At 64.4% G+C, this 20,448-nt stretch carries 20 protein-coding genes; 3 read left to right on the top strand and 17 right to left on the bottom strand.

Going from position 1 to position 20,448, the window contains the following annotated elements; all coding sequences use genetic code 11:
• Window positions 1–122: 122 nt before the first annotated feature.
• The 17 genes from asd to C265_RS17515 form a co-directional block, all read right to left on the bottom strand.
• On the bottom strand, window positions 123–1,259 hold the full coding sequence (gene asd / locus C265_RS17590) for an aspartate-semialdehyde dehydrogenase (RefSeq protein WP_010814630.1): 1,137 nt from the start codon (window positions 1,257–1,259) through the stop codon (window positions 123–125).
• Between the two features lie 90 nt (window positions 1,260–1,349).
• Window positions 1,350–1,481: a hypothetical protein gene (locus tag C265_RS33085; protein WP_013957414.1), complete on the bottom strand. Its 132-nt coding sequence runs from the start codon at window positions 1,479–1,481 to the stop codon at window positions 1,350–1,352.
• A gap of 113 nt (window positions 1,482–1,594) precedes the next feature.
• Window positions 1,595–2,662 (bottom strand): 3-isopropylmalate dehydrogenase, encoded by a 1,068-nt coding sequence (leuB, locus tag C265_RS17585; protein WP_010814629.1) that lies wholly within the window; start codon window positions 2,660–2,662, stop codon window positions 1,595–1,597.
• Between the two features lie 22 nt (window positions 2,663–2,684).
• Window positions 2,685–3,335, bottom strand: coding sequence for a 3-isopropylmalate dehydratase small subunit (gene leuD, locus C265_RS17580; RefSeq protein WP_010814628.1), 651 nt, complete (start codon window positions 3,333–3,335; stop codon window positions 2,685–2,687).
• Window positions 3,336–3,354: 19 nt separating this feature from the next.
• A complete protein-coding gene (gene leuC / locus C265_RS17575; RefSeq protein ID WP_010814627.1) occupies window positions 3,355–4,764 on the bottom strand; it encodes a 3-isopropylmalate dehydratase large subunit in 1,410 nt (469 codons plus the stop codon).
• Window positions 4,765–5,096: 332 nt separating this feature from the next.
• Entirely contained in the window at window positions 5,097–5,798 is a 702-nt protein-coding gene (locus tag C265_RS17570; protein WP_010814626.1) for an ABC transporter ATP-binding protein, read from the bottom strand.
• Window positions 5,798–6,565, bottom strand: a complete 768-nt coding sequence (gene livG / locus C265_RS17565) for a high-affinity branched-chain amino acid ABC transporter ATP-binding protein LivG (RefSeq protein WP_010814625.1) — start codon at window positions 6,563–6,565, stop codon at window positions 5,798–5,800. Before livG ends, C265_RS17570 begins: the two co-directional genes overlap by 1 nt.
• Entirely contained in the window at window positions 6,562–7,845 is a 1,284-nt protein-coding gene (locus tag C265_RS17560) for a high-affinity branched-chain amino acid ABC transporter permease LivM (protein ID WP_010814624.1), read from the bottom strand. Before C265_RS17560 ends, livG begins: the two co-directional genes overlap by 4 nt.
• A 13-nt stretch (window positions 7,846–7,858) precedes the next feature.
• Window positions 7,859–8,785, bottom strand: a complete 927-nt coding sequence (gene livH / locus C265_RS17555) for a high-affinity branched-chain amino acid ABC transporter permease LivH (RefSeq protein ID WP_010814623.1) — start codon at window positions 8,783–8,785, stop codon at window positions 7,859–7,861.
• An 85-nt stretch (window positions 8,786–8,870) separates the two neighbouring features.
• On the bottom strand, window positions 8,871–9,986 hold the full coding sequence (locus C265_RS17550; protein ID WP_010814622.1) for a branched-chain amino acid ABC transporter substrate-binding protein: 1,116 nt from the start codon (window positions 9,984–9,986) through the stop codon (window positions 8,871–8,873).
• Window positions 9,987–10,511: 525 nt separating this feature from the next.
• Window positions 10,512–11,813 (bottom strand): citrate synthase, encoded by a 1,302-nt coding sequence (gltA, locus tag C265_RS17545; protein WP_010814621.1) that lies wholly within the window; start codon window positions 11,811–11,813, stop codon window positions 10,512–10,514.
• Between the two features lie 43 nt (window positions 11,814–11,856).
• Window positions 11,857–12,144: a succinate dehydrogenase assembly factor 2 gene (locus C265_RS17540; protein ID WP_010814620.1), complete on the bottom strand. Its 288-nt coding sequence runs from the start codon at window positions 12,142–12,144 to the stop codon at window positions 11,857–11,859.
• A gap of 79 nt (window positions 12,145–12,223) precedes the next feature.
• Complete coding sequence (locus tag C265_RS17535) at window positions 12,224–12,925, bottom strand: succinate dehydrogenase iron-sulfur subunit (RefSeq protein WP_010814619.1); 702 nt, start codon at window positions 12,923–12,925, stop codon at window positions 12,224–12,226.
• A gap of 34 nt (window positions 12,926–12,959) precedes the next feature.
• Window positions 12,960–14,738, bottom strand: coding sequence for a succinate dehydrogenase flavoprotein subunit (gene sdhA, locus C265_RS17530; protein WP_010814618.1), 1,779 nt, complete (start codon window positions 14,736–14,738; stop codon window positions 12,960–12,962).
• Window positions 14,739–14,741: 3 nt separating this feature from the next.
• Window positions 14,742–15,107: a succinate dehydrogenase, hydrophobic membrane anchor protein gene (gene sdhD, locus C265_RS17525; protein WP_010814617.1), complete on the bottom strand. Its 366-nt coding sequence runs from the start codon at window positions 15,105–15,107 to the stop codon at window positions 14,742–14,744.
• 11 nt (window positions 15,108–15,118) lie between these two features.
• A complete protein-coding gene (sdhC, locus tag C265_RS17520; RefSeq protein ID WP_010814616.1) occupies window positions 15,119–15,529 on the bottom strand; it encodes a succinate dehydrogenase, cytochrome b556 subunit in 411 nt (136 codons plus the stop codon).
• Between the two features lie 280 nt (window positions 15,530–15,809).
• Entirely contained in the window at window positions 15,810–16,691 is an 882-nt protein-coding gene (locus C265_RS17515; RefSeq protein ID WP_011615746.1) for a GntR family transcriptional regulator, read from the bottom strand.
• A 430-nt stretch (window positions 16,692–17,121) separates the two neighbouring features.
• Between C265_RS17515 and C265_RS17510 the strand changes: the two genes are divergently transcribed.
• From C265_RS17510 to prpC, 3 genes are all read left to right on the top strand, one after another.
• Entirely contained in the window at window positions 17,122–18,105 is a 984-nt protein-coding gene (locus tag C265_RS17510; RefSeq protein WP_010814614.1) for a malate dehydrogenase, read from the top strand.
• A gap of 133 nt (window positions 18,106–18,238) precedes the next feature.
• Window positions 18,239–19,219, top strand: coding sequence for a CoA ester lyase (locus tag C265_RS17505; protein ID WP_010814613.1), 981 nt, complete (start codon window positions 18,239–18,241; stop codon window positions 19,217–19,219).
• Window positions 19,220–19,269: 50 nt separating this feature from the next.
• Window positions 19,270–20,448 (top strand): 2-methylcitrate synthase (gene prpC, locus C265_RS17500; protein WP_010814612.1); only part of this gene is annotated, 1,179 nt, incomplete at its 3' end.

Raw genomic sequence — 20,448 nt, 5'->3', positions numbered from 1 at the left:
CCAGGGAAAATAGGCGTCCGGATACAACAACGCCGCGCACGGGCGCGGCGTTGTCTGCAAAGCGGTCCATTCTGTTGCCTGGCTGCAACGGACGCAACCAGGCAACAGGCGGGAGCACCGGATCAGGACTCGATCAGGATACGCAGCATGCGGCGCAGCGGCTCGGCCGCGCCCCACAGCAGCTGGTCGCCGACCGTGAAGGCAGACAGGTACTCGCCGCCCATCTGCATCTTGCGCAGGCGGCCGACCGGGATGTTCAGGGTGCCGGTCACTGCTGCGGGCGTCAGGTCGGTCATGCTGGCGTCGCGCGTGTTCGGCACCACCTTGGCCCACGGGTTGTGGGCGGCGAGCATGCCTTCGATCTCATCGAGCGGCACATCCTTGCGCAGCTTGATGGTCAGCGCCTGCGAGTGGCAGCGCATGGCGCCGATGCGCACGCACAGGCCGTCGACGGCGATCGGCGTGGCGCCGGTCGCACCCAGGAAGCCTTCACCGCGGCCCAGGATCTTGTTGGTCTCGGCGCCGCCCTTCCATTCTTCCCTGGACTGGCCGTTGCCCAGGTCCTTGTCGATCCAGGGGATCAGGTTGCCGGCCAATGGCACGCCGAACTGCTTGGTTTCCTCGGCGGACAGGCCGTGCTGGGTCGCCAGGATGGTGCGGTCGATTTCCAGGATGGCCGAGGCCGGGTTGTCCAGCAGCGGCTTGACCGACGCGTTCAGCGTGCCGAACTGCGTCAGCAGCTCGCGCATATGCTGCGCACCGCCGCCGGAAGCGGCCTGGTACGTCATCGACGTCATCCACTCGATCAGGTCGGCCTGGAACAGGCCACCGAGGCCCATCAGCATGCAGCTGACCGTGCAGTTGCCACCGATGAAATTCTTGACGCCCTTGGACAGCGCGTCCTTGATCACACCCTGGTTGACCGGATCCAGCACGATGATGGCATCGTCCTTCATGCGCAGCGAGGAGGCCGCGTCGATCCAGTAGCCCTTCCAGCCGGCCGCGCGCAGCTTGGGGAAGACCTCGTTGGTATAGTCGCCGCCCTGGGCGGTCAGCACCACGTCGCACTTCTTCAGCGCTTCGATGTCATTGGCATCTTTCAGCGTGGTTTCGTTCTTCGCCATGGCGGGCGCCTTGCCGCCGGCATTGGACGTGCTGAAGAAGACGGGCTCGATCTGGTCGAAATCACGCTCTTCCTGCATGCGCTGCATCAGGACGCTGCCGACCATTCCCCGCCAACCGACGAGACCTACAATCATGATTTACCTCGGATGTGATTTTTACTTCCCCGCCATTTTCCTCGCCCGGCGTGGCTGCGCGGGGAAGACGGGCAGGCACGACGAACGGATCTAGGCGATCGCGGTTTTAATAATGGTTTTAATCGTCGTTGCGGTCTGGCCGAGCGAAATCGTGCCGACCGGGCCGCGGGTAGCGGTCAGGGCAGCAACAGCAGTCAGGGTGGACTGGGAAAATCGGGCCATCGGCAGAGTCTACACGATTTTGCGGCGCTGCCGCAGCGTGCAGATAGGGGAAATAACGGGGACAAATCAGACAAAGGGGGCATTACTCGCGCAGTGCCCCCTTCCGGTGTGACTTACAGTGCCGCCAGTACAGCGTCACCCATCTCGCGGGTGCCGACCTGCTTGCAACCCGGCGTCAGGATATCGCCGGTGCGGTAGCCCTGGGCCAGCACCTTCTTGACGGCGTTCTCGATGCGGTCGGCCTGCTCGGCGCGGTTCAGCGAGTAGCGCAGCATCATCGCCGCCGACAGGATCGTCGCCAGCGGGTTGGCCACGCCCTTGCCGGCGATGTCGGGTGCAGAGCCGTGCGACGGTTCGTACAGGCCCTTGTTGTTGGCATCCAGCGACGCCGACGGCAGCATGCCGATCGAGCCGGTCAGCATGGCGGCCTCGTCCGACAGGATGTCGCCGAACATATTGCCGGTGACGATCACGTCGAAGCTCTTGGGCGCCTTGACCAGCTGCATGGCCGCGTTGTCGACGTACATGTGCGACAGTTCGACCTCCGGGTACTCCTTGTGCACCTCGATCACGATGTCCTTCCAGAACTGGAAGGTCTCGAGCACGTTGGCCTTGTCGACGCTGCACAGCTTCTTGCCGCGCTTGGCCGCGGCCTGGAACGCCACGTGGGCGATGCGGCGGATTTCGGGCTCGCTGTAGCGCATGGTGTCGAAGCCTTCGCGCGCACCCTTGAACAGGCCGTCCGGCGCTTCGCGCACGCCGCGCGGCTGGCCGAAGTAGATGTCGCCGTTCAGTTCGCGCACGATCAGGATGTCGAGGCCGGCCACCAGCTCGGGCTTCAGGCTCGAAGCGCCGGTCAGCTCCGGATAGCAGATTGCCGGGCGGAAGTTGGCGAACAGCTGCAGGTGCTTGCGCAGGCCCAGGATGGCCTGCTCCGGGCGCAGCGGACGATCCAGGCTGTCGTACTTCCAGTCGCCGACGGCGCCGAACAGGATGGCGTCGGCTTCCTTGGCCAGCTTCAGGGTGTTTTCCGGCAGCGGATGGCCTTCGGCCTCGTAGCCGGCGCCGCCCACCGGGGCGGTTTCCAGTTCGAACTTCTCGTCGAGCGCGTTCAGGACCTTGACGGCCTCCGCGACGATTTCGGGACCGATGCCGTCACCCGGCAGGACTGCGATCTTCATTGTTGTCTTTCCTCGTTGAGTCTTATCCGACCAGGCGGTTGTTCAGCCACGGCATCTTGGCCACGCGCTCGGCCTCATAGGCCTTGATCTTGTCGGCATGGCGCAGCGTCAGGCCGATATCGTCGAAGCCGTTCAGCATGCAGTACTTGCGGAACGGGGCGATGTCGAACTCATACGCCTGGCCGCCCGCCGTCAGCACCACCTGCTTGTCCAGGTCGATGGTCAGCTTGTAGCCGTTGAAGGCGTTGGTCTCGTTGAACAGGTGGTCGACCTGCTGTTCGGTCAGCACCACCGGCAACAGGCCGTTCTTGTAGCAGTTGTTGAAGAAGATGTCGGCAAAGCTGGGCGCGATCACGGCGCGGAAGCCGTATTGCGTCAGCGCCCACGGTGCGTGCTCGCGCGAGCTGCCGCAGCCGAAGTTGCGGCGCGCCAGCAGGATCGACGCGCCCTGATAGCGCGGCTGGTTCAGCACGAAGTCCGGGTTCAGCGGACGCTTGCTGTTGTCCATGCCGGGCTCGCCGACGTCCTTGTAGCGCCACTCGTCGAACAGGTTGGGGCCGAAGCCGGTGCGCTTGATCGACTTCAGGAACTGCTTCGGGATGATGGCGTCGGTATCGACGTTCTCGCGGTCGAGCGGGGCTACGAGGCCGCTATGTACGGTGAACTTGTCCATGTTCTCTTTCCTTGCTCCTTCAGCCCAGCTTGCGGATATCGACGAAATGGCCTTCGATGGCTGCGGCCGCTGCCATCGCCGGGCTCACCAGGTGGGTGCGCCCGCCCGCGCCCTGGCGGCCTTCGAAGTTGCGGTTCGAGGTCGACGCGCAACGCTCGCCAGGATCGAGGCGGTCGGCATTCATGGCCAGGCACATCGAGCAGCCCGGCTCGCGCCATTCAAAGCCCGCGGCCTTGAAGATCTTGTCCAGGCCTTCGCGCTCGGCCTGTTCCTTGACCAGGCCCGAGCCCGGCACCACCATCGCCAGCTTCACGTTGCCGGCGACCTTGCGGCCGAGCTTCTGCACCACCCACGCGGCGGCGCGCATGTCTTCGATGCGGCTGTTGGTGCACGAACCGATGAAGACCTTGTCGATATTGATGCTCTCGACCGGCACGTTGGGCTGCAGGCCCATGTATTCGAGCGCGCGCTCCATCGCGTTGCGCTTGTTCGGGTCCTTCTCCTTCTCGGGATCCGGCACGCGGTCTTCGATGCTGATCACCATTTCGGGCGAGGTACCCCAGGTCACCTGCGGACGGACGTCCTCGGCGCGCAGCTCGACCACCTGGTCGAACTTGGCCCCGGCATCCGAATGCAGCGTGCGCCAGTAGGCCACGGCCTGCTCCCACTCCACGCCCTGCGGCGCGTAGGGGCGGCCCTTCACGTATTCGAGCGTGACGTCGTCCACCGCCACCAGGCCGGCGCGCGCGCCCGCCTCGATGGCCATGTTGCAGACCGTCATGCGGCCTTCCATGGTCAGGTCGCGGATGGCCGAGCCGGCGAACTCGATGGTGTAGCCGGTGCCGCCCGCGGTGCCGATCTTGCCGATCACGGCCAGCACGATGTCCTTGGCGGTGCAGCCGCGCGGCAGCTTGCCTTCCACCTTGACCAGCATGTTCCTGGCCTTCTTGCCCAACAGCGTCTGGGTAGCCAGCACATGCTCAACTTCCGAGGTGCCGATGCCATGCGCGAGCGCGCCAAACGCGCCATGCGTGCTGGTATGCGAGTCCCCGCACACCACCGTCATGCCCGGCAGCGTGGCGCCCTGCTCCGGCCCGATCACGTGCACGATGCCCTGGCGGTGGTCGTTCATCTTGAACTGGGTGATGCCGTAGCTGTCGCAGTTGGCATCCAGCGTATCGACCTGCAGCTTCGACACCGGATCGGCAATGCCGTGGCTGCGGTCGGTGGTCGGCACGTTGTGGTCCGACACGGCCAGGTTGGCGCTGATGCGCCATACCGGACGCTCCGCCAGCTTCAGCCCTTCGAACGCCTGCGGGCTGGTCACTTCATGCAGCAGGTGGCGGTCGATATAGAGCAGCGTGGTGCCGTCTTCCTCGACGTGGACGGTGTGGTCATCCCAGAGTTTGTCGTAGAGCGTCTTGGCCATGATGCGATGGCGGGCCGGAAGACCGATCCTTTGCAGGAGTGGTCCGCGGTGACCGCGCGGTAGTTTGCAGGGGTTTTATTCGCTTCGGTCGCGGTGGCGAGCGGGTGGCGATAGCGATAATCGCGCCGGAAGCCGCCTGAAGCGAGCGTTATTTCAAGCGTTGCCGCAATGCTTGACTTGGCAATTGATTATGCCACAGGGGGTGTGGCGGTCAGCCCCCTGCCCGGCCCGGGCAGCGGCTGCAATGTAATGTGATTGGCGAAAGGGGGATTTCGCGGATGGCGAAAAGGAAAAGGCCGCGGCCCGCCAGGCGGGGCCGCGGCCTCTTGGGATCAGCCGCCCAGGTAGGCGGCCTTGATCCGGTCGTTTGCCAGCAGGTTGGCGCCGGTATCGGCCAGCACCACCTTGCCGGTTTCGAGCACATAGCCGCGGTCCGCGACCTGCAGTGCCTTGTTGGCGTTCTGCTCGACCAGGAACACAGTGACGCCTTCGTCACGAATGGTGCGGATGATGTCGAAGATCTGCGCGATGATCAGCGGCGCCAGACCGAGCGTGGGCTCGTCCAGCAGCAGCAGGCGCGGCCGGCTCATCAGCGCGCGGCCGATCGCCAGCATCTGCTGCTCGCCGCCCGACATGGTGCCGGCCCGCTGGCTGGCGCGCTGGTTCAGGCGCGGGAACAGCTTGAACACGTGCTCGATGCCCGCCTCGATCTCGTCGCGCCTGGCGAAGAACGCGCCCATCTTCAGGTTCTCCAGCACCGTCAGGCTCGGGAACACGCGCCGGCCCTCGGGCGAGATCGCGAGCCCCAAGCGCATGATCTCGTGCGTGGACCGGTTGGTGATGTCCTGCCCTTCGAACGTCACGCGCCCGCTGGACGCGCGCGGCGTGCCGCACACGGTCATCATCAGCGTCGTCTTGCCGGCGCCGTTGCTGCCGATCAGGGTGACGATCTCCCCCTTGTTGACTTCGATCGATACGCCCGACAGCGCCTCGACGGCGCCGTAGTGGGTATGGACCTGTTCCAGCTTCAGCATCAGTCCTCTCCCAGGTAGGCCTTGATCACGCGCGGGTCGTTGCGCACTTCCTCAGGCGCGGCCGTAACGATCGGCTTGCCGTGCTCCATCACCAGGATGCGGTCGGACACGCCCATCACCAGGCTCATGTCGTGCTCGATCAGCAGCACGGCAATGCCGAACTCGCGCCGCAGCTGGTCGATCAGCTGCTGCAGCTCGATCTTCTCCTGCGGGTTCAGGCCGGCCGCCGGCTCGTCCAGCATCAACAGGCGCGGCTTGGTGATCATGCAGCGCGCGATCTCCAGCCGGCGCTGGTGGCCGTACGACAGCGTGCCCGCCTCGCGGTTGGCCACCGAGGTCAGCCCCATGCGTTCAAGCCAGACCGCGGCGCGCTCCAGCGCCTCGCGCTCGGCGCGGCGGTAGGCCGGCGTGGCGAACAGGCCGCGCAGGATGCCCGCCTGCACCTGGCGGTGCTGCGCCACCAGCAGGTTTTCCACCACCGTCAGCGACTTGAACAGGCGGATGTTCTGGAAGGTCCGCACCAGGCCCTTGCGCGCTACCTGGTGGCTGGGCAGGCCGGCGATGGCGTGGCCGTCCAGCGTGACCTCGCCCGCGGTGGGCTTGTAGAAGCCGCCCACGCAGTTGAACACCGTGGTCTTGCCGGCGCCATTAGGGCCGATGATGGCGAAGACCTCGTCGCTGCGCACATTGAAATCAATACCGTCCACGGCCAGCAAGCCGCCGAAGCGCATCTGCAGGCCGGAGACTTTCAGCAAATCCGCGCTCATTTCGGCAACTCCACGTGGGGACGGCTCGCGGGCAGCAGGCCCTGCGGACGCCACATCATCATCAGCACCATCACCAGGCCGAAGATCAGCATGCGATATTCGGCAAAACCGCGCGCCACCTCGGGCAGCACCGTCAGCAGGATCGCCGCCAGGATCACGCCCAGCTGCGAACCCATGCCGCCCAGCACCACCACGGCGAGGATCAGCGCCGACTCGATGAAGGTGAACGATTCCGGATTGACCAGGCCCTGGCGCGCCGCGAAGAAAGCGCCGCCGATGCCGGCGAACGAAGCTCCCAGCGTGAACGCCGACAGCTTGATGCGGGTCGGGTTCAGGCCCAGCGAGCGGCACGCGATCTCGTCGTCGCGCAGCGCTTCCCAGGCGCGGCCCATCGGCATGCGGATCAGGCGGCTGGTGACGAACAGCGTGAAGCCCACCAGCAGCAGCGCCAGCAGGTACAGGAAGATCACCATGTGCTGGCCGCTGTAGTCCCAGCCCAGCAGGTCATGAAAGGTCTTGGCGCCCTCCACGCTCGCGCTGCGCGCCATCTCGATGCCGAACACGGTCGGCTTCGGGATGCCGGACACGCCATCCGGGCCGCCGGTCAGGCTGGTCAGGTTGTTGGCCAGCAGGCGGATGATCTCGCCGAAGCCAAGTGTCACGATGGCCAGGTAGTCGCCGCGCAAACGCAGCACCGGGAAACCCAGCAGGAAGCCGAAGGTGGCCGACATCGCGGCGGCGATCGGCAGGCATTCCCAGAAGCCCAGCCCGAAATACTGGTTGAGCAGCGCGTAGGTGTAGCCGCCGATGGCGTAGAAGCCGACATAGCCCAGGTCGAGCAGGCCGGCATAGCCCACCACGATATTCAGGCCCAGGCCCAGGATCACGTAGATCAGCGCCAGCGTGGCCACGTCGACCGCGCCGCGCGAGCCGAAGAACGGCCACACCAGCCCGACCACCAGCAGCATCCATACCGCCGCGCGCTGCTGCCGGGCGCCCAGCTGCGGCACCGCCGGCAGGCGCACCGCGCTGCCGGCGCGCGACAGCAGCGGCTTGAACAGCTGGAACAGGAAGACCGCCGCCACGGCGATCCACACCGGCCGCCAGTGCGGCTCCAGCACGACCTTGTAGCCTTCCAGCTTGAGCTGCAGGCCCAGGATGGGAATGGTCAGGATGGCCGTCATCACGGCGGCCGTGATCGCATTCTTGAGCGATTGTCCCGGTGCGGCGCCGCGTGCGGCGGCCTTGCCCGCGGGCATCGCGGAAACGTTGTTGGTCATGTCTCGTCCTCCCTCAGACCTTTTCGACGTCAGGCTTGCCGAGCAGCCCGGTCGGACGGAACAGCAGCACCAGCACCAGCAGGCTGAACGCAACCACGTCCTTGTACTCGGCCGGCATATAGCCCGAGGCGAAGGTCTCCGCCAGGCCCAGCAGCACGCCGCCGAGCATCGCGCCCGGGATGCTGCCGATGCCGCCCAGCACCGCCGCGGTAAAGGCCTTGATGCCGGCGATAAAGCCGATAAAGGGATTGAGCTTGCCGATGGTCAGCCCGATCAGCACGCCGCCCACCGCCGCCAGCATCGCACCCAGCACGAAGGTGAACGAGATCACCTTGTTGGTGTCGATGCCGAGCAGGTTGGCCATGCGCATGTCTTCGGCGCAGGCTCGGCAGGCACGGCCCATGCGCGAACGGCCGATAAACAGCGTCAGCGCGATCATCAGCACCAGCGTCACGCCGACGATCAGCAGGCGCGAGTACGGCACCGTCACGGTGAAGTCACTGCCCATCTGGAACTCGATGGCGCCCGAGATCAGCACCGGCACCGACACGTCGCGTGCGCCCTGCCCGATCTGGACATAGTTCTGCAGGAAGATCGACATGCCGATGGCCGAGATCAGCGGCACCAGCCGCGGTCCGCCGCGCAAGGGCCGGTATGCCACCCGCTCGACCGCATAGCCGTACACCCCGGTGACCAGCACCGAGACCAGCAAGGCGGCGCCCAGCACCAGCGGCAGGGGGTAGCCTGCCTGGGCGCCGATCGCGGTGAGCGTGACCAGGCCGACATAGGCACCGATCATGTAAATCTCGCCGTGCGCGAAATTGATCATGCCGATGATGCCGTAGACCATTGTGTAGCCGATGGCGATCAGCGCATAGATCGCACCCAGCGTCAGGCCGTTGACCAGCTGCTGGGTGAACTGTGGAAGGAATTCATTCATTGGGGAAGCCTCAGGAACTTGAAGCCCGATACCAGAACGCCCCGCCCGGGGTCCGGGCGGGGCGTGTGCGTGGAAAAGCTCCGGCTTAGTTGGCGGCCGTCTTGCTGGCGTCCTTGTGCCAGGTGTAGACCACGAACCTGAAGGACTTCAGGTCGCCCTTGTCGTCGTACTCGACCTTGCCGATCGGGGTGGTGAAGGCGTTCTTGTGCATGTACGCCGCGACCTTGGTCGGGTCGGTGCTCTTGGCGCCGGCAATGGCGTCGCCGATGATCTTGACGGCGGCATAGGCCGGCATCTGGAACGGACCGTTGGCGTCACGCTTCTTGTCGGCAAAGGCCTTCACCAGCGCGGCGTTGGCCGGGTCGGCCGAGAAGTCTGCCGGCAGCGTCACCAGCATGCCTTCCGAGGACGGGCCGGCGATCGCCGTCACGTCCTTGTTGCCCACGCCCTCGGGGCCCATGAACGCGGCCTTCACGCCCTGCTCGCGCGCCTGGCGCAGCAGCAGGCCCATTTCCGGGTGGTAGCCGCCGAAGTAGACGAAGTCCACGCCCTGCGACTTGAGCTTGGTGATGACGGCGGAGTAGTCCGAATCGCCGGCGTTGATGCCTTCGAACACGGCGACCGGGATCTTGGCGGCTTCCAGGTCCTTCTTCACCGAGCTGGCGATGCCCTGGCCGTACGACTGCTTGTCGTGCAGCACCGCGACCTTCTTCGGCTTGACCTTGCCGATGATGTACTGGGCGGCGGCCGGGCCCTGCTGGTCGTCGCGGCCGATGGTGCGGAAGATGTACTTGCGCTTCTTGGTCTCGGTCAGCTGCGGTGCGGTGGCCGACGGCGTGACCATGACGATCCCTTCGTTCTCGTAGATGTCCGAAGCCGGGATGGTCGAGCCCGAGCACACATGGCCGATCACGTACTTGATGTTCTGGCTGACGATCTTGTTGGCAACTGCCACGGCCTGCTTCGGCTCGCAGGCGTCGTCCATCATCACCACTTCGAACTTGTTGCCGCCGGCGCCGCCGTTGGCATTGAGTTGTTCGATCGCGGTCAGCGCACCGGCCTTGACCATGTCGCCATACTGCGCCACCGAGCCGCTCATCGGGCCGGCAATGGCGATCTTCACGGTTTCGGCGTTGGCAGCGGCGCCAAGGGTGGCCAGCACGGCGGCCAGCGAGATGGACGTAAGACGGGACAGCGTCATCAGGAGCTCCTCGATTTATGTTTGGGTCAACCGGGCAGAAACGGTGTGACCTGCGCAATCGAACAACACCCGCGGACTACGAATAAAGACGCCCGAGACGCGGAAGACGGGCCTGCAAGGGAGAGACAGCTTATGCGGGGCCCGGCATGTGTCAGTCCCGCTGAGGTACGGGGACCAAGGTTCGGAAAGACAACGTTTGATGCGTTCTCTATTGCGCAAGCGATTCGCCTGCCCCGCTTGCCGCACCGCATGCCGGAAGGGTGGCCCGGCTGCCGTCGGCAAAGCAGCCCGCATTATAGGGTCAAATTTCCTGCCGCAGGCGAAAATCGCACAACAAATGCGGAACTGAATTGACAGACTGAGACACAATTCTCCGCAAATTGCCGTTCTCACCACTTATCCGGCAATTTCCTGCTCCCTGCCCTGCTGCGACGCACAAGGCACTCCGGCCCAGAAACACAAACGCCCCGGCGGGCCGGGGCGTTTGTGATTGCTGCATCGCGCAGCCGGATGACAAGCCAGCGATCAGCGCTTGGCAACGTCCGGCACGTCGCGGGTAGCTGCGCCAACGAACAGCTGACGCGGACGACCGATCTTGTATTCCGGATCGGTAATCATCTCTTCCCACTGCGAGATCCAGCCCGGGGTGCGGGCCAGCGCGAAGATGCAGGTGAACAGCGAGGTCGGGATGCCCAGCGCGCGCTGGACGATGCCCGAGTAGAAGTCCACGTTCGGGTACAGCTTGCGGCTGACGAAGTACTCGTCTTCCAGCGCGATCTTTTCCAGCTCCATGGCCAGCTTGAACAGCGGGTCGTTGTGCAGGCCCAGCTCTTCCAGCACTTCGTGGCAGGTTTCGCGCATCAGCTTGGCGCGCGGATCGTAGTTCTTGTACACGCGGTGGCCAAAGCCCATCAGGCGCACGCCCGAGTTCTTGTCCTTGACCTGCTTGATGAACTCGTTGATGTTGTCGACGCTGCCGATTTCTTCCAGCATCTTCAGCGCGGCTTCGTTGGCGCCGCCGTGGGCCGGGCCCCACAGGCAGGCCACGCCGGCGGCGATGGCTGCGAACGGGTTGGTGCCCGACGAACCGGCCAGGCGCACGGTCGAGGTCGACGCGTTCTGCTCGTGGTCTGCGTGCAGGATGAAGATGCGGTCCAGCGCGCGCTCCAGCACCGGGTTCACGGTGTACGGGGCGCACGGCGTGCCGAACATCATGCGCATGAAGTTGCCCGAGTAGGACAGGTCGTTCTGCGGGTAGATGTACGGCTGGCCGATGTTGTACTTGTACGCCATGGCGACCAGGGTCGGCATCTTGGCGATCAGGCGGATGGCCGAGATCTCGCGCTGGTGCGGATCGTCGATGTCCATCGCGTCGTGGTAGAACGCGCTCATGGCACCGACCATGCCGGTCAGCACGGCCATCGGGTGCGCGTCGCGGCGGAAGCCGCGCATGAAGAACTGCATCTGCTCGTGAACCATGGTGTGGTTCATCACGTGGCCGACGAATTCTTCCTTCTGCTTGGCGTTGGGCAGTTCGCCCTTGAGCAGCAGGTAGCAGGTTTCGAGGTGGTCGCACTTCTGCGCCAGTTGCTCGATCGGGTAGCCGCGGTACAGCAGTTCGCCCTTGTCACCGTCGATATAGGTGATCTTGGAATTGCACGAAGCCGTCGACATGAAACCGGGGTCGTAGGTGAACTTACCGGTCTGTCCGTACAGCTTGCGAATGTCGATTACGTCCGGGCCAACGGTACCCGTGTAGATCGGCAGCTCAACGCTGGGGGAACCATCGGAGAACGATAGCGTGGCTTTCACATCGGACGGCGTCATGTCGGATCCTTCAAATGCTGTGAATAATAATGTTGACCAAAACTCAGACCGTACGCAGCAGGGTGATCACTCGCTGCATCGGGGGCGTGTCGAGCTCACCGTCCAGTTCCTTGCGCGCAAGGAGCAGGTCCATCAACTCGTTGTCGCTGAGTTCGAACAGCTCGCTCAGCGAAGCCACGTCCTCGTCGGACAGGCTCTCCTCGTAACGGTTGAAAAAACGTTCGACGATGATGTCGTTCTCCAGCAGACCGCGGCGGGCGCGCCAGCGCAGACGTGCGCGCTTGTGCGGGTCGGCCTGATGGGAGAAGGTGGTGGCAGGACTCTCAGTCATGGCTTCCTACTTTCGGCGCGCCAGCCAGATATAGCCGCTCTGGCTGACGCGCCGCTTACTACTGCAGACAGCCGCAGGCTCAGACCGCGCGGCGGACCATCAGCTCCTTGATCTTGCCGATGGCCTTGGTCGGGTTCAGACCCTTCGGGCACACATCGACGCAGTTCATGATGCTGTGGCAGCGGAACAGGCGGTACGGGTCGTTCAGGTTGTCCAGGCGCTCGTTGGTGGCCTGGTCGCGGCTGTCCGCGATGAAGCGGTAAGCCTGCAGCAGGCCGGCGGGGCCGACGAACTTGTCCGGGTTCCACCAGAACGACGGGCACGACGTCGAGCAGCTGGCGCAGAGAATGCACTCGTACAGGCCATCCAGCTCGTCACGCTCTTCCGGCGACTGCAGGCGCTCTTTCTCGGGCGGCGGCTCGTCGTTGATCAGGAACGGCTTGATCGAGTTGTACTGCTTGAAGAAGTTCGTCATGTCGACGATCAGGTCGCGCACCACCGGCAGGCCGGGCAGCGGACGCAGCACGATGCGGTCCGGCAGCTCGCGCATATTGGTCAGGCAGGCCAGGCCGTTCTTGCCGTTGATGTTCATCGCGTCCGAGCCGCACACGCCTTCGCGGCACGAACGGCGGAACGAGATGGTCTCGTCCAGCTTCTTCAGCTTGACCAGCGCGTCCAGCAGCATGCGCTCGTGACCGTCCAGCTCGACCTCGTAGGTCTGCATGCGCGGTGCCGCATCCTTGTCCGGATCGTAGCGGTAGACTTCGAAAATACGCTTCATTTCTGTGGGTCCTGTTGTCTCTACGATGCGGTGCTCAGAAGGTACGGGCCTTCGGCGGCACGCTTTCCACCGTCAGCGGTTCCATCTTCACCGGCTTGTAGTCGAGGCGGTTGCCTTCGCTGTAGAACAGCGTGTGCTTGAGCCAGTTCTGGTCGTCGCGATTCGGGAAGTCGCTGTGCGCGTGGGCACCGCGCGATTCCTTGCGGGCGGCCGCCGAGATCATGGTGGCCTTGGCCACTTCCACCAGGTTGGCCACTTCCAGGGCTTCCACCAGCGCGGTGTTGAAGACCTTGGACTTGTCCTTCAGGTGGATGTTGTCGGCACGCTGCGACACTTCCAGGATGCGCTCGACGCCTTCGTCCATCAGCTTCTGGGTACGGAACACGCCGGCATGCGACTGCATGTTCTTGCGGATGTCGTTGGCAACGTCCTGCGTGTACTCGCCCGAGGACGACGACTGCAGCTTGGCCAGGCGCGACAGCGCCAGGTCGGCGGCGTCGGCCGGCAGCGGCTTGTGCTCTTTCTGCTTCAGGTTCTGGGCGATGATGTGGTTGCCGGCGGCGCGGCCGAACACCACCAGGTCCAGCAGCGAGTTGGTGCCCAGGCGGTTGGCGCCGTGCACCGACACGCACGAGCATTCGCCGATCGCGTAGAACCCGTTCAGGACTTCGTTCGGGTTGCCGTTCTTAGGCACCACGACCTGGCCGTGATAGTTGGTCGGGATACCGCCCATCTGGTAGTGGATGGTCGGGACCACCGGGATCGGTTCTTTGATCGCGTCGACGTTGGCGAACTTCATGCCGATTTCGCGGATCGACGGCAGGCGCTTCATGATGGTCTCGGCACCGACGTGGGTCAGGTCGAGCAGCACGTAGTCGCCGTTCGGGCCGCAGCCGCGGCCTTCCTTGATTTCCTGGTCCATCGAGCGCGAGACGAAGTCACGCGGCGCCAGGTCCTTCAGCGTCGGGGCATAGCGCTCCATGAAGCGCTCGCCGTCCTTGTTGCGCAGGATACCGCCTTCGCCGCGCACGCCTTCGGTGATCAGCACGCCCGCGCCGGCCACGCCGGTCGGGTGAAACTGCCAGAACTCCATGTCTTCCAGCGGCACGCCTGCGCGCGCTGCCATGCCCAGGCCGTCACCGGTGTTGATGAAGGCGTTGGTGGAAGCTGCATAGATACGGCCGGCACCGCCGGTCGCGAACAGCGTGGTCTTGGCTTCGAGGATGTAGACCTCGCCGGTTTCCATTTCCAGCGCGGTCACGCCCAGCACGTCGCCGTCCTGGTCGCGGATCAGGTCCAGCGCCATCCACTCGACGAAGAAGTGGGTCTTGGCGCGCACGTTGCGCTGGTACAGCGTGTGCAGCAGCGCGTGGCCGGTACGGTCAGCCGCGGCGCAGGCGCGCTGCACCGGCTTTTCACCGTAGTTGGCGGTGTGGCCGCCGAACGGACGCTGGTAGATGGTGCCGTCGGGGTTGCGGTCGAACGGCATGCCGAAGTGTTCGAGCTCGTACACGACCTTCGGGGCTTCACGGCACATGAACTCGATGGCGTCCTGGTCACCCAGCCAGTCCGAGCCCTTGATGGTGTCGTAGAAGTGGTAGTGCCAGTTGTCTTCGCTCATGTTCCCCAGCGAAGCGCCGATGCCGCCCTGTGCCGCCACCGTGTGCGAGCGCGTCGGGAACACCTTGGACAGCACGGCCACGTTCAGGCCGGCTTCCGCGAGCTGGAGGGATGCGCGCATCCCGGCGCCGCCAGCACCGACGATGACCACGTCGAAACGGCGACGCGGCAATCCAGTCTTGACTGCGACCATTTATTACACCCTCCAGAGAATCTGAGCAGCGTAGCCCGCGCAACCGACGAGCCACAGAATCGTAAGAACTTGCAGCACGAGGCGAACCGCCATCGGACGCACATAGTCCATCCAGATGTCGCGCACGCCGATCCAGGCGTGATACAGCAGCGACAGGATGGTCAGGAACGTGATGATCTTCATCCACTGGTTGGAGAAGAGCCCTGCCCACGCTTCATACGAAGCGCCGTTCGACAGCAGGAAGGCAATGGCCAGGACCACGGTGAAGACCACCATGATCACGGCCGTGACGCGCTGCGCCAGCCAGTCTTTCAGGCCGTAGTGCGCACCGACGACAAGACGCTTGGGACCGATATTATTGTTTGCCACCTTGATTCTCCTCAGAACAGGCCGAACAGCTTCAGGCCGAAAATCAGGGTAAGCAGCAGGCTCACAACCAGCACGCCGATGGCAGACTTGGCCGAGGCCGGCTTGGAAACGCCGACGTGCACATCCAGCAGCAGGAAACGGATACCCGCGCAGAAGTGATGCAGATAACCCCAGATCAGGACCAGCAGAACCAGCTTGACGAAGCCACCGGACAGAAGCGCCGAGAACTTTGCGAAGCTCAGTTCCGAAGTTATGCTCTGCTCAAACAGATACAGGACGAAGGGAAGGAGGAGGAACATCAGTGCACCGCTCACGCGATGCAGGATGGATACCTTGCCGGCCCAGGGCAACCGGTAGCGCGCAATCTGCGCGATACCGATATTCCGGTACTCCGGCCTGGCTTGTTTGACGGCTTCAGCCATGCGAGACCCCATTTGCGGTAAACAAAAAACGAAACTGCCACTGCCCTGCATGCAACGGGATGCATTAGGGCAAATCCATGAGATTTTAGCGCCTTTGTTGCGCGCTGCACCAATAATTTTCAGCTATCAGGCACCAACAGGTGCCGCCCGACAATCGCACACCAATCACATCCGGCGGGCAACCCAGCGCAACATTAGCCGCGCCGCGCAACAGCCCGCACCGTCATGACGAAAGCCACAATAATCAACGCCAGCGGGCGCATCATGCCATGCGCCGGCGTCAGCTCAGGTCGTTCTGGTAATAGTGCCGCGTAGTCACGTACAGCCCGCGGCGCACTTCGACGGGGCGGTCGCCATAGGTGTACGACACCCGCTCGACTGACAGCAGCGGCGAGCCTACCGGGACAGACAGCAACTCGGCCGCGGTTTCATCGGCAGGCACGGCGCGGATCTTCTCCGAGGCGCGGATCATGCGCGTACCGAACTCGGCCTCGAACAATGCATACATGGGGCCCTTCCACTCGGTCAGCTTTTCAGCAGTGAGGCCCTTGAAGTTGGCGCCGAGCAGCCAGATTTCATCCAGCACGGTCGACTCGCCCGAGAAATTCAGCACGCGGCGGATCTGCACCACGCTGTCGCCGGTGCGGATGTCGAGCAGCCGGGCAATTTCGGCGGGGGCGCGCAGGCGCTTGCATTCCAGCACGCGGCTGGCGCCATAATGGGGTTCGCCTTCGTCCGGGACGAGGCGCAGGAAGCGGAACTTGACCACGTCTTCATGGTGCGTGGTCACGAAAGTGCCCTTGCCCTGCCGGCGCGCCACCAGGTTCTCGGCGGCGAGTTCATCGATGGCCTTGCGCACCGTGCCCTGGCTGACCTTGTAGCGCGAGGCCAGCTCCATTTCGCTGGGGATCATCTCGCCGGGCTTCCATTCGCCGGATTGCAGGCTGCGCGTGATCAGCGCCTTGATCTGCTGGTAGAGCGGACTGAAGGTGGGCGACGGCACGGACTGCAGACCAGAGGCGGGACCAGATTGCGGGGCCGCCTGCGGCACAGGCGCGGGCGGCGAAGAAGGCGGCTGCGCCCCGGCGCCAGGCGTGGCGGCGCCAGATTCCGGCGCGCCGGGTGCGGCTGCGCCAGTCAGGGACGTAGGCAGGGAGGACATAGCGGGATTTCACCACAAAAGGGCAAGATACGTCCAGCCTTACGTTAATTGTCTTATGTCTTATATAAGACATATGAATTGACATCACGGGAGGCCCGTCCTACACTCGCGCTGGTCCACGCCCGCGATGGCCTCAGGCACGCCAGCAGCAGTCAGGATACCGGAATGTATCGGCCCGGCAGAATCCCGGCAGCGCTCCGGTCTGGAAATGGCGCCACGCTTCGCAGTAGACTAACGCTTTGTTGCATCACCATGACCCGTTGTGGCTCTCCCTCACCGGTTCCGCCCCGTGGCCCCGCCACCTGGCTCCGGCGGACGGCCGCTCCCCGCTGTGGCGACAACCAGCACCCGGTGACCCGCCGCACCCCTTGTTACGGCAACGGCATGCCACCGACCGGCTTCCCCCCTTCTATCGTTTGGAGATTTACTCATGGCTAAAGCCCCAATGCGCGTCGCAGTGACCGGCGCCGCTGGCCAGATCGGCTACTCCCTGCTGTTCCGCATCGCCAATGGCGACATGCTGGGCAAAGACCAGCCGGTCATCCTCCAACTGCTCGACCTCCCGCAAGCCCAGCAAGCCGTCAAGGGCGTGGTGATGGAACTGGAAGACTGCGCGTTCCCGCTGCTGGCCGGCGTGGTCATCACCGACGACCCCAAGGTTGCCTTCAAGGACGCCGACGTGGCCCTGCTGGTTGGCGCCCGTCCGCGCAGCAAGGGCATGGAGCGCAAGGACCTGCTCGAAGCCAATGCCCAGATCTTCACGGTGCAGGGCAAGGCGCTGGACGAAGTCGCCAGCCGCAACGTCAAGGTGCTGGTGGTCGGCAACCCGGCCAACACCAACGCCTACATCGCCATGAAGTCGGCACCGAACCTGCCGCGCGAGAACTTCACCGCGATGCTGCGCCTGGACCACAACCGTGCCCTGTCGCAAATCGCCGCCAAGACCGGCAAGCCGGTGTCGTCGATCGAGAAGCTGTTCGTGTGGGGCAACCACAGCCCGACCATGTACGCCGACTACCGCTATGCCACCGTCGACGGCAAGAGCGTCAAGGACCTGATCAACGACCCGGTGTGGAACAACGACGTGTTCCTGCCGACCGTCGGCAAGCGCGGCGCCGCCATCATCGAAGCGCGTGGCCTGTCGTCGGCTGCTTCGGCCGCCAACGCCGCCATCGACCACGTGCGCGACTGGGTGCTGGGCACCAACGGCAAGGTCGTCACCATGGGCATCCCGTCGAACGGTGAATACGGCATCCCGGCCGACACCATGTTCGGCTACCCGGTGACCACCGCCAACGGCAAGTACGAGATCGTCAAGGGTCTGGAGATCGACGCCTACAGCCAGGAAAAGATCAATATCACCCTGAACGAACTGGAAGAAGAAAAGGCCGGCGTGCAGCACCTGCTGGGCTGATCCTCCGATCGCTCGAGGAAAGACCGGGGTTCCGCAACGATTCACGAATCAGTGCGGACCCCGGTTTTTTAATATCCAGGGGCTACGATGTCCCCTTGCTCTCCCCCCTCAACCCAAACCGGTCCGAATCAACGTGCATCCTTCCGAGGTCTTGTTCCAGGGCGAAGCCATCCCGGTCCAGTTGCCGGTGTGTGACCACTACGCGGGCAGCGAAAAGCTGATGCGCAAATCGCTTGCCCTGCAACAAGAGCTTGGCCCGGTCTTCGACATCACCTTCGACTGCGAGGACGGCGCCGCCGTCGGCCGTGAGAGCGAGCATGCCGAGCTGTGCGCGCAACTGGTCAACAGCCCGCTCAATGCCCACAATCGCGTCGGCGTGCGCATCCATGACCCGGCCCACCCGAACTGGCGCGAGGACGTCGACGTGCTGGTGCGCGCCGCCGGCGCGCGCCTGGCCTATGTGGTGGTGCCCAAGGTCAGCGACGTGGTCGAGGTTGCGCGCGTGACCGATCATGTCAACCAGGTGGCGCGCAATGCCGGCATCGCCCGGCATATCCCGATCCATGTGCTGGTCGAGACCCACGCCGCGCTGGAACAGGCCTTCGATATTGCCGCGCTGGTGCAGGTGGAATGCCTGAGCTTCGGCCTGATGGACTTTGTCTCGGCCCATCATGGCGCCATCCCGGGCGAAGCCATGCGCTCCCCACAGCAATTCGAACACCCGCTGATCCGCCGCGCCATGCTGGAGATCTCCGCCGCCTGCCACCGCCACGGCAAGGTGCCGTCGCACAACGTCAGCACCGACGTGCAGGCGCCGCAGCGCGCCGGCGACGATGCGCTGCGCGCGCGCAGCGAGTTCGGCTACCTGCGCAAATGGAGCATCCATCCGGGCCAGATCGCGCCGATCGTGGCGGCGTTCCGCCCCGGTGCCGAAGAAATCGGCGCGGCCAGCCAGATCCTGCTGGCCGCGCACGAGAACAGCTGGGCCCCGATCCGCCACGAGGGCCAGCTGCACGACCGCGCCAGCTACCGCTACTACTGGTCGCTGCTGCAGCGCGCGCAGGCCACCGGCACGCCGCTGCCGGCCAATGTGGAGGCATTGTTTTTCGCCTGAAGCCGATACCCGTACCAAAAACAAACAGGGCAGCGCCCAAGGAGACACGGATGTCCGCCTCGAAGTTCGCCGCACCCGACGCTGCACCCGACGCCACGGCCAGCGAGCCGGCCGCGCCCCGGGTCAAGAAATCCGTCGCCCTGTCGGGCGTGACCGCCGGCAATACCGCGCTGTGCACCGTCGGCCGCACTGGCAACGACCTGCACTACCGCGGCTACGATATCCTCGACATCGCCGAGACCTGCGAGTTCGAGGAAATCGCCCACCTGCTGGTGCACGGCAAGCTGCCGACCAGATCCGAACTGGCCGCCTACAAGGCCAAGCTCAAGAGCCTGCGCGGCCTGCCCGCCAATGTGAAGGCCGCGTTGGAATGGGTGCCCGCCAGCGCCCACCCGATGGACGTGATGCGCACCGGCGTGTCGGTGCTGGGCACCGTGCTGCCGGAGAAGGAAGACCACAACACCCCGGGCGCGCGCGACATTGCCGACCGGCTGATGGCCAGCCTCGGCTCGATGCTGCTGTACTGGTACCACTACAGCCACAACGGCCGCCGTATCGAAGTCGAAACCGACGATGACTCCATCGGCGGCCACTTCCTGCACCTGCTGCACGGCGAGAAGCCGTCGGCGCTGTGGGAGCGCGCCATGAACACCTCGCTCAACCTGTACGCCGAGCACGAGTTCAACGCCTCGACCTTCACCGCCCGCGTGATCGCCGGCACGGGCTCGGACATGTATTCGTCGATCAGCGGCGCCATCGGCGCACTGCGCGGCCCCAAGCACGGCGGCGCCAATGAAGTCGCGTTCGAGATCCAGAAGCGCTACGACAACCCCGACGAGGCCCAGGCCGACATCACGCGCCGCGTCGAGAACAAGGAAGTCGTGATCGGCTTCGGCCACCCGGTGTACACCACCGGCGACCCGCGCAACCAGGTGATCAAGGAAGTGGCGAAGAAGCTGTCTAAGGATGCCGGCTCGATGAAGATGTTTGACATCGCCGAGCGCCTGGAAACGGTGATGTGGGACATCAAGAAGATGTTCCCGAACCTGGACTGGTTCAGCGCGGTGAGCTACCACATGATGGGCGTGCCGACGGCGATGTTCACGCCGCTGTTCGTGATCGCGCGTACTTCGGGCTGGGCCGCGCACATTATCGAGCAGCGCATCGACAACAAGATCATCCGCCCGAGCGCCAACTACACCGGTCCGGAGAACCTGAAGTTCGTGCCG

Source organism: Cupriavidus sp. GA3-3 (assembly GCF_000389805.1).
GTDB classification, from domain to species: Bacteria; Pseudomonadota; Gammaproteobacteria; order Burkholderiales; family Burkholderiaceae; genus Cupriavidus; species Cupriavidus necator_D.
This window is presented reverse-complemented; position numbering and strand designations above follow the sequence as displayed.